The sequence below is a fragment of the Nioella sp. genome (assembly GCF_964229645.1).
Classification (GTDB): Bacteria; Pseudomonadota; Alphaproteobacteria; order Rhodobacterales; family Rhodobacteraceae; genus Nioella.
The window spans coordinates 1-12,872 of sequence record NZ_CAXREX010000169.1 but is presented as its reverse complement, the minus strand read 5'-3'; the positions used below and the strand labels follow the sequence as shown (position 1 = coordinate 12,872).

General features: G+C 64.7%; 13 protein-coding genes and 1 pseudogene. 2 read left to right on the top strand and 12 right to left on the bottom strand.

The features are described 5' to 3' along the window. From ACEQXV_RS11105 to ACEQXV_RS11060, 10 genes and pseudogenes are all read right to left on the bottom strand, one after another. Window positions 1–484 (bottom strand): annotated as a pseudogene (locus ACEQXV_RS11105) (transposase); the annotation flags it as partial. Window positions 485–628: 144 nt separating this feature from the next. Then, on the bottom strand, window positions 629–1,798 hold the full coding sequence (locus ACEQXV_RS11100) for a DUF1501 domain-containing protein (RefSeq protein ID WP_370269174.1): 1,170 nt from the start codon (window positions 1,796–1,798) through the stop codon (window positions 629–631). A 15-nt stretch (window positions 1,799–1,813) separates the two neighbouring features. Then, window positions 1,814–4,573 carry a DUF1800 family protein gene (locus ACEQXV_RS11095; RefSeq protein ID WP_372525678.1) on the bottom strand — a complete coding sequence of 920 codons (2,760 nt, stop codon included), beginning with the start codon at window positions 4,571–4,573 and terminating at the stop codon, window positions 1,814–1,816. 143 nt (window positions 4,574–4,716) lie between these two features. Next, entirely contained in the window at window positions 4,717–5,385 is a 669-nt protein-coding gene (locus ACEQXV_RS11090; protein WP_370269172.1) for a fumarate hydratase C-terminal domain-containing protein, read from the bottom strand. After that, a complete protein-coding gene (locus ACEQXV_RS11085; protein WP_370269171.1) occupies window positions 5,382–6,341 on the bottom strand; it encodes a fumarate hydratase in 960 nt (319 codons plus the stop codon). The genes ACEQXV_RS11090 and ACEQXV_RS11085 overlap by 4 nt, the downstream gene beginning before the upstream one ends. Beyond that, the gene (locus ACEQXV_RS11080) at window positions 6,341–8,095 is read right to left on the bottom strand and encodes an L-aspartate oxidase (RefSeq protein WP_370269170.1); all 1,755 of its coding nucleotides are present in this window, start codon (window positions 8,093–8,095) and stop codon (window positions 6,341–6,343) included. The genes ACEQXV_RS11085 and ACEQXV_RS11080 overlap by 1 nt, the downstream gene beginning before the upstream one ends. 12 nt (window positions 8,096–8,107) lie before the next feature. Beyond that, window positions 8,108–8,446, bottom strand: a complete 339-nt coding sequence (locus ACEQXV_RS11075; RefSeq protein ID WP_370254039.1) for a succinate dehydrogenase — start codon at window positions 8,444–8,446, stop codon at window positions 8,108–8,110. After that, entirely contained in the window at window positions 8,443–8,778 is a 336-nt protein-coding gene (locus ACEQXV_RS11070; RefSeq protein WP_370254041.1) for a succinate dehydrogenase, read from the bottom strand. Before ACEQXV_RS11070 ends, ACEQXV_RS11075 begins: the two co-directional genes overlap by 4 nt. 1 nt (window position 8,779) lies before the next feature. After that, window positions 8,780–9,514, bottom strand: coding sequence for a succinate dehydrogenase/fumarate reductase iron-sulfur subunit (locus tag ACEQXV_RS11065; RefSeq protein WP_370269168.1), 735 nt, complete (start codon window positions 9,512–9,514; stop codon window positions 8,780–8,782). A 57-nt stretch (window positions 9,515–9,571) separates the two neighbouring features. Beyond that, window positions 9,572–10,459 (bottom strand): NAD(P)-binding domain-containing protein, encoded by an 888-nt coding sequence (locus tag ACEQXV_RS11060; protein WP_370269167.1) that lies wholly within the window; start codon window positions 10,457–10,459, stop codon window positions 9,572–9,574. 150 nt (window positions 10,460–10,609) lie between these two features. Here ACEQXV_RS11060 and ACEQXV_RS11055 point away from each other — a divergent pair, with 150 nt between their 5' ends. Continuing rightward, window positions 10,610–11,548, top strand: coding sequence for a LysR family transcriptional regulator (locus tag ACEQXV_RS11055; protein WP_370269165.1), 939 nt, complete (start codon window positions 10,610–10,612; stop codon window positions 11,546–11,548). Between the two features lie 33 nt (window positions 11,549–11,581). On the opposite strand, the gene ACEQXV_RS11050 is transcribed toward ACEQXV_RS11055, so the two are convergent. Next, the gene (locus ACEQXV_RS11050) at window positions 11,582–12,265 is read right to left on the bottom strand and encodes a DUF1045 domain-containing protein (protein ID WP_370269164.1); all 684 of its coding nucleotides are present in this window, start codon (window positions 12,263–12,265) and stop codon (window positions 11,582–11,584) included. Window positions 12,266–12,484: 219 nt separating this feature from the next. Beyond that, on the bottom strand, window positions 12,485–12,646 hold the full coding sequence (locus ACEQXV_RS11045; protein ID WP_370269163.1) for a hypothetical protein: 162 nt from the start codon (window positions 12,644–12,646) through the stop codon (window positions 12,485–12,487). A gap of 6 nt (window positions 12,647–12,652) precedes the next feature. Between ACEQXV_RS11045 and ACEQXV_RS11040 the strand changes: the two genes are divergently transcribed. Continuing rightward, on the top strand, window positions 12,653–12,872 hold a 220-nt coding region (locus tag ACEQXV_RS11040; RefSeq protein ID WP_370269162.1), incomplete at its 3' end, for a hypothetical protein.

Genomic DNA, 12,872 nt, shown 5'->3' with positions numbered 1-12,872 from the left:
CCCTGCCGTTCCAGCATCACATGCACGCGCCGATAGCCGAACCGACGGCGCTCTGCTGCCACGGCCTTCATTGCCTGACGTAAGTCGGTATCGTCAGGTCGCACGCTGCGATAGCGCACGCTCGAACGATCAGTTCCAAGGGCAGCACACGCCCGCCGCTGGCTCACCGGATGCGCTTCGCACAGATGTGCCACGGCCTCCCGCCTGGCAGCGGGCGTCACCATTTTTTTGATGCAACGTCTCGCAGCATCGCGTTGTCCAGCATCTGTTCGGCCAACAGCTTCTTCAGCTTTGCGTTCTCATCCTCGAGCGCCTTCAGCCTGCGGGCATCCGACACTTCGAGCCCGCCGAACTTCGCCTTCCACTTGTAGAAAGTCGCCGAGCTGATCCCATGCTCGCGGCACACGTCCGCCGTCGCAACGCCGCTCTCCTGCTGCTTCAGGATCGAGATGATCTGCTCTTCGCTGAACCGTGATCTCTTCATTCTGTCCGTCTCCTTCGTTGGGACGGACTCTAACTCAAACTGGAGGAGAAAACGGGTCTCAGGTCAGGATTTGCACGCTCGCCTCGTGGCGAGAATGCAGGACGTGACCCGAGTTGCCCCGCCTTGTCTCTCAGCGCGAGTTGACTACGCAAAGAGTGAAGAGAGTTCGTCGGACTGGAATGTATCGAAGCGGTTCCGGGGAAGGCCGAACCAATCGGCAAGCACCGCGTGATAGACGCTGCGATAGTCCATGGTGTGCGTAAGGTCGCCCGCGTTGAGCGCGCCGAGGTTCGGGGTTGTGCCCCAAAGGCCACCGCCGACCCGTCCGCCCAGCAGGAAATGGGGGGCCGCCGCCCCGTGATCGGTGCCCATCGAGGCGTTTTCCTCGGCCCGGCGGCCAAATTCGCTGTAGGTCATGATCAGCGTGTTGTCCCACTGACCGATCTGGCGCAGCCCCCTGCGGAAGGCGGCCAGCCCGTCGCCAAGCTGGGTCAGCAGATTTCGGTGCTGCCAGAGCTGGTAGTCATGGGTGTCGAACCCGTCCAGCCGGACCTTCAAGACCGGTGCCTCGACGCCTGCATCAATCAGGCGAAGCGCGATTGCGAATTGCTGGGCGAATTCGCCATAGGGCATTCGGAAATCAGTGGGGCCGCGGGTGGCGATCCGTTCGGTTATTCGCTCGATGGACTGGTTGAGGCTGTTGGCCCTATCCAGCAGAAGTTCCATCGCAGGGTTGCCGCCGCTTTCGGCGCGCGACTGCGCATTCATGCGCTCAAGGCTCATCAGCTGGTGCATCGAGGTCATCGACAGCCACATGCCATCGCTGGAGGCAAAGACGCCCATGCCGCCATCAAGGCTGATCCCGTGGGCATCGAGCGCTGTTGCGTCGAAGCCTGCTTCGATGTCTTCCGTCAGCCAGCCCGATCGGCCCTGCCGCGTGCCATCGCCCCCGGTTTCCCACAGGGCGATGGACTGGAAATGGGAGCGGTTCTGTTCCGGGTAGCCCAGGCCCTGAACGATGGCCATCTCGCCAGCCTGCCAGGCCTCGTCGAGGGCGCGCAGGCCGTCATGCAGGGCCATGTCGCCACCGATATCCAGGATTTCCTGCCCGGACAGCGCAATATTGGGGCGTAGCGCCCGGTAGCGGTCGTCACGATGGGGCACCACGGTGTTGAGTCCGTCATTTGCCCCGGACAGTTCCACCAGAACCAGCCTGCGTCCCGTCCGGACCGCGGCCTCGGCGAGGCTTAGCGGGGCCAGCGGCAGGCAAAAGCCCGAGGCGACGATGCGGGTCATCTGGCGTCTGCTGATCATCTCAACTCTCTCCCGTCATCTCAGGTTATAGGCCGGATCGCGCAGCAGGTCTGCCAGCGTCACGTCTCGGGGCGATCCCGCCGAAGGCTGAACGGGCAGGAACAGAGGCAAGAGCGTCTCGGCTCCGGCCTCTTGCAACTGACCCATCCAGCCGGTGCTTTCCGCGATGCCGCCGACGATGGGCTGGCCGGGGGTGGTCTGCGCCATCATCATGCTCATGACGGGCACTTGCGGCAGCAACACCAACATCTCGTCGCTCCAGCCAGTCGCGTGCCGGCTTCGCGGCAAGGTTGTGCGGATCAGGCCAAGCGTCGGCTCCCATCCTGCCAGTTGTGCAACCGCGTTGCGATCTTGCCAGTTACGCCCTTGCTGCGCGGCCTCAAGCAGGTGCGGAACGGACATCCACAAGGCAGACACCAGGGCCCGTTCATCCTCTGTCAGCGCCCTGTAATGGGCAGCGTGGCGCCCGAAGCCGTCCTGCAAGGTGAAGTGCATGGATCTTTCGCCCGTTTCGGATCGGTCGGCGATGGTGGGCCAGGTCTCGAAACAGTCGGGCGCGCAGTCTTCACTGCGCAAGGTCAAATGGATTTCACCCGATTGCCGCTGGACGATCTGAAGTCCGAGAGCGCGGAAGTGAAACTGCCGGAAGCTGACGTTCAGCAGGCCGATTTGCAGCGAGTTCCAGTCGCCGTTCGGCCTCATCGGGGAAGACCACTGATACACGGACCGTTCGACCAGCAGGCGGTTCCCGACATTCGGTGTCGCCTCGGAGGGCACCTGCGGTTCAAAGGGCACGCTTTCGCTGATTGTCACGCTCCCTGCACAGTAGAGCGATCCGGGGGAATTGGTGTTGGAACAGTTTGAGACCTGCTCGCCCAGGGCGGCGGGATAGACTTCGTCGCCCACCCGGACCCAATCCACAAAGAGGTTGCGATCACCGCCATCCGCGCCCCCGGGGCCACAGCAGTGATCGTTCATGAAGGTCACCTGGACATGGTCCCATTGCGGGACATCGCCGGGATGGAAGCGGGCTTCCTGCCATACGAGATCCGAGGCGTTTTCCGCCCGTCCGAAGCGCAGCGTATCCAGCCCGCCAAGCGCCGTCGTCCTGTCGGAGCGCCAGATCGTGCGCCGATTGGCGTCCAGAAGGCGCAATTGGAAGATGGGTGCGCCTTCGAAATTCTCGGCGGCGTAGCGGACGATGAAGGCGTCGTGCGGATCCATGTCGCCGGCCATCATGCCGTTTCCTTCGGCCATCATGCCTGCCATTCCGGGGGAGGGCGGGGCGTCTGTCGAAGCGTTCGCATCGAAGGCCGCCATCATGTCTTGCCTGCGCAAGAGCAATCCGGGGCTGACCCAACTGGCCCCGCCCGGCCAGCCCGCGACATTGGGTGGCGCGAAGAGGTCCTGGCCGAGATTTGACAGGTAAAGAGGCAGGGATTGCCAGTCCGAGGGCACATGCCCCGTGGTCCGGATGGTGCCGACGAGCAGATCGATCGGGGATTTGACCACGGTGCCCCGGTTGTCGGCCGCCCAGAACGCATCGGAAGCCAGGATGCCATGCAGCAGCGCCAGAAGGTCGAAGTCGCTGTCGCGCAGGATCTGCGACAGGCGCTCGATCTCGGCGTCGTCCTCGTTGAATTCCGACACCATGTGGCGCCAGAGCTTGCGGGTGACGAAGCGGGTGGCACCGGGCTGTTCCAGCACAAGATCAAGCGCAGCTTCGGGGCTGAGCCGCCCCCTGCGGCCAAAGAGGCTGATGGTGTCGGTGTCGTGATCCCAGGGGTGGAATGCGAAAGTGAGATCGCCCATGCGATTGACGCCATTGCCGGTGAAGGCACGGGCCAATTCTCGCACGCCGGTCTCGTCGTAATTGCCTTCGCCCAGAACGAAGAGTTCCATCATCTCGCGGGCGAGGTTTTCGTTGGGGTGTTCGCGTCGGCTGTCGTCATTGTCGAGATACATCAACAAGGCCGGGTCCCGCAGCATCGCCTGTGCCAGCATGCGGAAGTTGACCAGCCCAAGGCGGCGGAAGGTCTGGTGCTGGCTCAGCATGGCGTGGGTCATCTCGTCGACACCCGCGTAGGAGCTGACGAAATGGTTGTGCCAGAACAGCGCCATGCGCTCGACCTGCGGGGTAGGGGTCTCGATCATCTGCCGCAGCCACCAGGCGCGCAGCTCTGACAGTTCCTGTCCTCGCGCGGTGTTGAAGGCATCGCGGTCCGGGTCGGAGAGATCCGAGCGCAGCCAGTAGGGCGGGACCGGCGCCGCAGCAAAGGGGGGCAGGTCTATCGTATCGCGGGACAGGTATCCGCGCAGGACATGGGCAATCGCCTCGGCACGGGTGAGCCCCAGGATCGCCGCCACCGACCCCGCATCGGCCCCGATGCCCGTGCGCTCCAGCAGGTGCCGCGCGTCGGACAGATCGACCGGGGTCCGCAGATGGGGCTGGTCGGGATCCGCGCGCGTCAGGGCCTCAACCCAGGCCAGGTCAAGCGCCTCGCGCAGATCGCCCAAAGCGTCGCGAGAGGCTGTGCCTGGCATTTCCTGCGAGGCGAGGAAGGCGTTTGCCGCGCCTTCGGTCCGTCGCCCCCAAAGGCCATCGGCGGGACCCGGCTGAAACTGCAGCAAGGCTAGGCGGCGCTGGATGATCTCGATCTCTTCGGGGTCCGCGTGGGCCATGTCCGCCGCAAGCTGTAAGACGAGCAGAACCAGCATTGCCAGGGTGGCAAAGATCTTGGGTCTAGCAGGTCTGGCCTTGCCTGGCTGTGTCACGGGCCCTCGCGGTGGTTGCGATCGACATGGAGAATGCCAAAAGTTCGGCTCACATCCTCCATGTTTTTCGGCGCCGCAAGCCACTCTTTCGATGCGCACCGCCCGCCGGGCGCGCTTTTCCGCCCATGCAACAGATGCCGGCGCTAGCCGATCACCTCGTCGGACCGGTCGTCGGTTTCACCGAACCGCTTCAGCACGGCGGGCTTCGTGCCTTCGTAGACCCTGTGCAGGTTTTCCGCGATGCGCGCGTTTTCCCGCTCGAAGAGGCAGTTTCCGTCCAGATCGGACGCCACGATGAAGGGACCCATGCGACGGCATTTCAAAACCCACATGGCCTGGGCGATCCCCAGTTCCTCGTGCCAGTGCACCGCCTCGACGTTTTCCACCCCCCGTCCCAGAAGCGCCCCGGTGCCGTAGCCCACGGTCGACAGGTAAACCGCGCCATTGGGCACGAAATAGGACTTGTAGTCCTTCGACGACATGCCGCCCTTGCCGATGATGAGCTTGGCCCCGGTCTTGGCCATCCATTTGGGCAGCCACTTGGCAAAGCGGAACGAGGCCGTGGCCGTGACCGCCCCCATGTCGAAACTGCCATCGGGCCGGATGCTGGCGGCGGGAGAGCAGTGGAAATTGGCTGCGCTTTGCGATGGCAGTTCCATCGGGATGTTGGCCTTGTCCTCCAGCGCGCGCATGTAGACGCCTTCGCGCGCCGTGTACATCAACCCGTCGAGATAGACGATGTCACCAAGGCGCAGCGCGGCAATCTCTTCGGGTGTGGGGGTTGTGCTGAGGACGATCTCGCGGGGTTTCATGCCACGCCCTCCGCTGCCTCGGGCGCCCAATCCACCGTTTCGCGGCGTTGGTAGTCGGTGAACCAGTCGGGGTCAGTGCGATGTTTCACCCGCCCGTCGGGGAAGATGCGGGCCACGGCCCGGCGCGAGGACAGGCAGAAGGCATGGACCGACATCTGCATGCCGCCGGTGTGGCAGTAGCCTACCTCGATATTGCAGTCGATCACCATGTTCTTGCCGACAAAGCCCATGGCCCCCATGCCGATGGAATTGCCCAGTTCCTTGAATTCCTCCTCCAGCGCGGCGATGCGCGGGTCGGAATTGCGGCTGCCCACGGTGCGCAGACAGGCCGCACGCTTGCCCAGGACCATGCAGGTATCCTTGCAGCCGCCAAGCCCGATGCCGATGATCGCGGGCTGGCAGGCGAGACCGCGCTTGCCGAAGGCCACCAGGCTGTCGAGGTAGAAGCGCTTGATCCCCTGGATACCGTCCGAGGGAAAGAGCATCCGGTAATCGGTGCCGAAAAGCCCTCCCTTGTGCACGGTGATGAGGTCGATCCACTCGCCCCCTGGCTCGTAGCCATATTCGATTTCGGGCGCACCGATGCCCACGTTGTTGTTGTGATCCGTCCGCCAAAGCGGATGCACCCGGTTGGGCCGCAGTGGCACCCCGGTGGTGCGGTTGGCGGTGGCGCGGCGCAGGGCCGCTTCCAGCGCGATGGGGCCGCCCTCGATCCGGGTGTCGTTGCCCATCTTGACATACCAGCGCGGCGTGCCGGTATCGCCGCACATGGCGCGGCGATCCTCCTTGGCGGCCTTGTAATTCTCCAGCATCGCCTGCAACACGAAGGACGACAGGTCGCCATCCTCGGTCTCGGCAGCGGCCTTCAGCCCGTCGAGGTAATCCTGCGGAATCTCGATGGCAGCCTTGTCCATCAATGTCTCGGCGGTGAATTGAATGAGGTCGATCGGGATCATCAGGTCGCTCCCACAAGCGTTTCGGGTTCGCCCTCGGGCAGGATGGTTTCGCCGGGGCGGACGATGGTGAACTGCACGTCCTCGCGCCCGACCTCGACCGTGTCGCCCGACTGGCGCGCCACGGTGAAGTACGAGCTTTCCAGCGCGCCGGGTTCGGGGAAATCCTCTCGGAAATGAGCCCCGCGAGAGTTTTCACGCGCGAGGCCGGCCTTGGCGATGACCTCGGATATATCGGTCAGCGAGGCCATGTTGAGCCAGTCGTGCCAGGTCAGGTTGAAAGCGAGGTTCGAGCCGTCCACCCCGGTTTCGAGGAGTTCGGCGCGGATCTCGGCGATCTTGGTCAGGCCGCGCTCCATTCCGGGACCGGTGCGCATGACGCCCACATCGTCCCACATCGACTCTTGCAGCTTGTGGCGCAGTGCCTGCACGTTGCCGGGCGTCCTGGCCAAGGGGCGGCAGGCGCGGGCGACCTCGGCGGCCAGCACGTTTTCGTCGGGATCGCGCAGCGCGCCCATCTTGCGGATATCGGCCCCCATCACGTCGCCTGCCACGCCGCCATAGACGGTGGAATTGGCCACCCCGTTGCCACCGAGCCGGTTCGAGCCGTGCGCGCCGCCCGCATCCTCGCCCGCAACGTAGAGCCCCTCCATCGCGGTGCGCGTGTCTGCATCGACGATGACGCCGCCCATGAAGTAATGCGCGGTCGGCACAACTTCGACCTTGCCGCCCGCCAGGTCAAAGCCGCTATCGGCGCAGCGCTTGACCATGCCCGCGAACTTGCGGCGCACGTTGTCGGGGCCAAGGTGGCCCATGGAAATGAACATGCCCACCTGATCGGGGTCGTTGGCCTTGCGCATCTCGGCATAGATGCCGCGGCTGACCACGTCGCGGGTGGCCCGCTCGCCAAGCGCGTCATAGTCGAACATGAAGCGCTGCCCCTGGTGATTCAGAAGCTGCCCGCCCGCGCCGCGCAGGCCCTCTTCCAACACCGTGCCCGTCATCCGGGTGTGATCGCCCGCCAAGAGCCCGGTGGGGTGAAACTGCACCATCTCCATGTCGCGCAAAGGCAGGCCCACGCGCAGCGCCATGGCCAGCCCGTCCATCGTCTTGTCGCCCGAGGGCGTGTGATATTTGTACATGGTCGGCCCGCCGCCGGTGCCCATCATCACCGTCTTGGCGCGCACGAAGCGGAAGCGGCCGCTGCGCATGTCGATGAAGAGAACCCCCGCCAGGGCGCTGCCGTCGCGAGTGGGAACAAGCCCGATGGCGCGATGTTCCTGAAGCTTCTCGACCGGGCGCGCCAGAACCTGCTCCATCAAGCGGCTGATGATCTCGATCCCCGTCAGGTCGCCCTTGTGTACGGTGCGGTCGGCGGTCTGTCCGGCAAAGGCCTTCTGGTGGACGCTGCCGTCGGGGTTGCGGTCGAAATAGCATCCGATCTCGTTTTCAAGCTCGTGGATGCGCGTCACCGCTTCCTTGCACAGTTTCCAGGCCATATCCTGGTTGGGCAGCCACTTGCCGCCATTGATCGTGTCCATGAAATGCCGCTCGACGCTGTCGCCGCCGCCAAGCGCCACGTTGTAGCCGCCCTGAACCATCCGAGTGCAGCCGCATTTGCCGATGAGCCCCTTTACGGCCAGCGTGACCCGCGTGCCCTCGGGTGCCGATTGCAGCGCGTGAAGCGCGGCAAAGAGGCCCGCCCCGCCGCTGCCCAGGATCAGGATATCGGTGTCGTGGCGGTCTATCTGGGTCATTGCGTTCATGGATCACACCGCGTTCAGAAGAAAGGCGCCCGAGACCAGGAAAGCCCCGGCCAGGGCGGATGCCGCCAGCGTCTTCTGCCGTCCGGTCCAGGGCAGGAATTCCAGCGCCAGAAGGCGCAGCCCGCCGAAGAAATGCACGGCCAGCAGGAAGACGAGGCCGAACTCGGCCAGTTTCACCAAAGGCATCTCGGCCCAGTGCATGAAGGACTCGAGCCGGTCGGGATCGGTCAGCGCCAGCGACAGCACGTAGAAATGCGCGGGCAGGAACAGCGCCAGCCCCAGCCCCGACAGGCGGTGCAGCAGGTAGGCCAGGCCAAGCGGATGGGCGAGATGGGCCTTCATGGCATCACCGTCACGGCCCACACGGCCCGCGCGCCCAGTGCCAGAAACGCCAGCCCAATCCCCCAGGTGACGCCCGCCAGCGCCCCACCGCGCAGCCCCGTCGCCTCGTGCAGGATGACCCGCAGGCCGATCGCGGAATGGATCGAGACGGCCAGCACGAAGAGCCCGTAGAACAGCATCCAGAAGAGCGAACCTTGCGTGCGCGACAGGATCTCGCCCGCGCTCAGCCCGCCCTGGATGGCGTAGATCATCACCCCGATATGCGTCAGCACCAGCGGGGCCATCACCATCGCCGAGAGCCGTTGCAGCATGTAAAGCCTCAGGTCCAGCATCTCAGTTCCCCCGCCCGAAGAAACTGCGTGCCGAGGCGCGCTTCAGCCCGGCAATCGCCCGCATCGGGTCCAGTTCGTTGGGGCAATGCATCGTGCAGCTGCCCTGGCTGTGGCAGTTGTGACAGCCGCCATTGCCCGACACGACATCGAGGATCGCCTGCCGGTCGGCCTCCTTGGCGTCGTTGAACAGGGTCCAGGCCCGTTGCAGCGCGGCGGGGCCCAGGTAATCGGGATTGCCCGCCACCGTGTCGCAGGCCGCGTAGCAGACCGAGCAGTTGATGCACTCGATCGCCGTGTTGGCTTCGGCGCGCGCAGGCTCGTCGGGGCGGATCGCGGGCATGGGGTCGTGCCGGGAGGCCGTCGGGTGATGGCGTCCCCCGGCCTTGACCCATTTGTCGAAGAACGGGTCCATGTCGGCGGCAAGGTCCTTGATCACCGGCAGGTTGCGCAAGGGCGCGATTGTCACCCGGTCATCGGCCAGCACCTTGTTGACATGGGTGCGGCAGGTCCAGCGCGGCTTGCCGTTGACCATCATCGCGCAGGATCCGCACATTCCGACGCGGCAGGCGAAACGGTAAGACAGGGTCGGGTCGGCGTTTTGCTGGATCCAGCTGACCACGTCGAGAATGGTCTGGTTGTCCTGGGCGGGCACTTCGAAGGTCTGGTAAGAGCCCCCCGCCTCCGTCCCGCGCCAGACCGAGACAGAGAGCATTCTTGGCGCCTGCGCTACATCCATGACCGGGCCTCGTCTGTATCAAGGGGCATTGCGTGTCGTCCTCGGCGTCTTGGCAGGTCAGTCCTGACGGGATGGAAGGTTGCCGCACAGGGTGTTCAGGATGGCCGACCAGTCATTACCGGACAGGCCTTGCGCACGCGAAAGCGCGTAGATCTGGGCGGCGGCTGCCCCCACGCTCAAGGGCACGTTCAGCCCCGCCCCGTAGCTGAGCGCGAGGTTGAGATCCTTCGACGCCAGGCCGAGCGCGAATTCGGGCGTGATATCGCCGCTGAAGACCTTGCGGTCATAGGCCCCCGCCAGGAAGCCCTTGCCTGCGGCGGTTCCCGCCATGATCGTCGCGGTCCGCATGCGGTCGAGCCCTGCTGCCTCGGCGAAGGCGAGGGTTTCGGCGGTCAACGCATTAAGAGCGGTCGACATGTAGTTGTTGACGATCTTGGTCCGGGTGCCGGTGCCGTTCGTCCCGCAATGGATCGTTTCGCGCCCCATCGCGTCGAACAGCGGGGCGGCCCGCGCGATGTCGTCTGCATCACCCCCTGCAAGGATCAGCAACGCGCCCTTTTCCGCGTATTCCGAGGTTCCGCCGACCGGGGCGTCGATCATCCGGATGCCAAGGGCAGACAGGCGGCTTGCCAAGCTGTCGGTCATTTCGGGGGCGACCGTGCTCATGTCGATGAAGAGCGTGTCGGCATCCATTGCCGCCGCGACCGCGTGCCGGCCAAAGAGCGTGTCTTCCACATCCGGCCCGTTGGGGAGCATCGTGACCACCACGTCGCGGCCAGACGCGGCCTCCGCGGCGCTTTTGCAGGGGTGGCAGCCATGCTTCGCGGATCTCTCGACCGCAGCGGGGGCGATGTCGAAGGTCCACACCTCGTGACCTGCCTCGACAAGGTTCCGGGTCATGGCATGGCCCATGCGCCCAAGTCCGATGAAGCCGATTCTGGCCATGCGATCGCCCCCTTGGATTAACGCGTTGCCGCGATCTTATTCGTAATCATTTCGAACAGAAAGTCAGTAATGATTTACAGTTTTGAAAGCTTCAATTACATGTCGTGACCGGTTCGCCGTGGGGCGGAAAAAACTCGGGAAGAGGTGCCCATGTCCATCCGAATGCTCAGAACCCTGATTGCCGTGGCAGAAAACGGCACCTTCAGCGCTGCGGCAGACGCGGTTTTCGTGACCCATGCAGCGGTCAGCCAGCAGATGCGGGCGCTTGAAGAAGACTGGCAGGTGTCGATCTTCGATCGCTCCACGCGCAGCCCGACTCTCACCCCCATTGGCCGGGCCCTGGTGGCGAAGGCGCGCGAAGTGGTGCAGGCCTATGACGACATCGTGCCCTCGGTTCTGGGCGATGACGGGCTGCGGGGGGACTTCAGCCTTGGCTCGGTGCCGACCTCGCTTACCGGGCTTGTGCCCTTTGCGACCGCTTTGCTCAAGGCGCGCTGGCCGGGCCTGCACGTGCGGCTTTTCCCGGGCCTGTCCATTCCGCTGATCCACCAGGTGGAACGCAACGCGCTGGACGGCGCGCTGATTTCCCGCCCGGAGATCCTGCCACGGGACCTGGTCTGGACGCCCGTGTCTCATGAAGAGCTGGTGCTGATCTGCTCGGACCGGGTCGAAGGTGACGATCCGACCCGCATCCTGCGGGAGTATCCCTTCATCCGCTTCACGCGGGAGGCGGTGGTCGGCTCTCTGATCGAGAACTGGCTTCAGTCGCGGGATATCCAGGTCGATGACACGATGGAGCTTGGTGGGCTGGAAGCGATCTACAGCATGGTGCAGGCGGGGCTTGGCGTGTCGATCGTGCCCGAACCTTGCGTGTCCGTGCCCTCGCTGCATGCCTTGCGGCGCCTTCCCCTGTCGAGCTCGGGCGAGCTTCAGCGGCAACTTGGGCTGGTCCAGCGAAAGGACAGCACCAAGGGGCAGGTCATGCGCGAGATCAGCAAGGCAATGACCCATGCCGTGGCGGCACGAACCTTCGACCCCTCTGGCCCGAACTGGTTGGGCGAGATCGCGGATAGCCCCGAGAGCGACTGACGCGGCTTTCACGGAGCTTGGGGACGCCGCGCCTCATCCCGTCAGGGCAAACCGGCGATGAACATGGAAATGTCCGGCCTCGTCTTCGCCCATCAGGCAAAGGCTGTCGATTGCGAATGGGCGGCGCAGGGCCGGCGCGACATGGGCCTGAAGCGATTGTGCAACCCGGTCGGTATCGGCCCCCAGCCATCCGGTCAGGGTCAGGTGAAAGCGAAACTCCTCCAGCACATAGGGGTAGCCCCATTGTGCAAGCATTGCCTCTTGCCGCTCGCTGAGGCCCGCCTTTCTGCGGCGTGCAAGCTCCGCTTCGCCAGGTGCTTCGCGATACCTGTCCAGTCCCGTCACAACGGCCGCGGCAAGTGCCGAGAGCGGCGGGCAGTCCGAGGATGGAACAAGGGCCAGGAACCCACCCATGCGGCGCAGGTCGAGTGGCGGCAGAACAACCGGAGCGAGATTGGAACTTAGCCGGGACGTGGCCGCTTCCAGGTCGCTTTGCGTTGTACCGTGTCTCAGGCGGAAGGGGGGCTTCAGGGTTCCGTGAAACCCGTATTTGCGGGCGCGCGCAGTGATCCGGTCGATCGGGAGATCCAGCCCGGCAATTCGAGGGTGGGGCAGGGATTTGCCATTGACGCTGTCCCACCCAAGCCAGGACGCGCCGGCGCGGTAGAGGTCCCCCTCGGGCACGGCAAACAGGGCAAAGCGGCGAAAGGCTGTCATGGTGCTCTCCACATGGCCCGAAGAGGACATGATCCGCCCGTGGATGCAATGGCCGCATGGTATCAGACGCGGCAGGAGGTCATGCCCTCCTGGGGCGACCTGGCGCCGGAAGCGCAACGGCGCAGGGCAATTTGTGCTCTGCGCCGTGCTTTTCTGATCGGCTGGTGGGTCTGAACAGGGCGCTCAAACCCTGCCGACCCAGCCTTGGGCTCCGGTGTCCTAGAAATCCCAGGCCATGTCGAACGGATCGTCACCGGTTCCGCCCGAGACATGGTCGGAGTCCGAGACCGGCCGGGTCATCAGGGCCATGACGTCGTTTTCCGTAATCGGGTCATCGTCATCGTGATACCGGAAGGTCGGCAGAGCTTTGCTGGCGTGCATTGCCTGATGCCCGGTGCCGCCCTTGGTTCCACCCTTGGTGCCACCCTTGGTGCCACCCTTGGTGCCGCCCTTGGTGCCACCCTTGGTGCCACCCTTGGTTCCACCCTTGGTGCCACCCTTGGTGCCACCCTTGGTGCCACCCTTGGTGCCACCCTTGGTGCCACCCTTGGTGCCGCCCTAGGTGCCGCCCTTGGTGCCACCCTTGGTGCCGCCCGAGGTGCCGCCC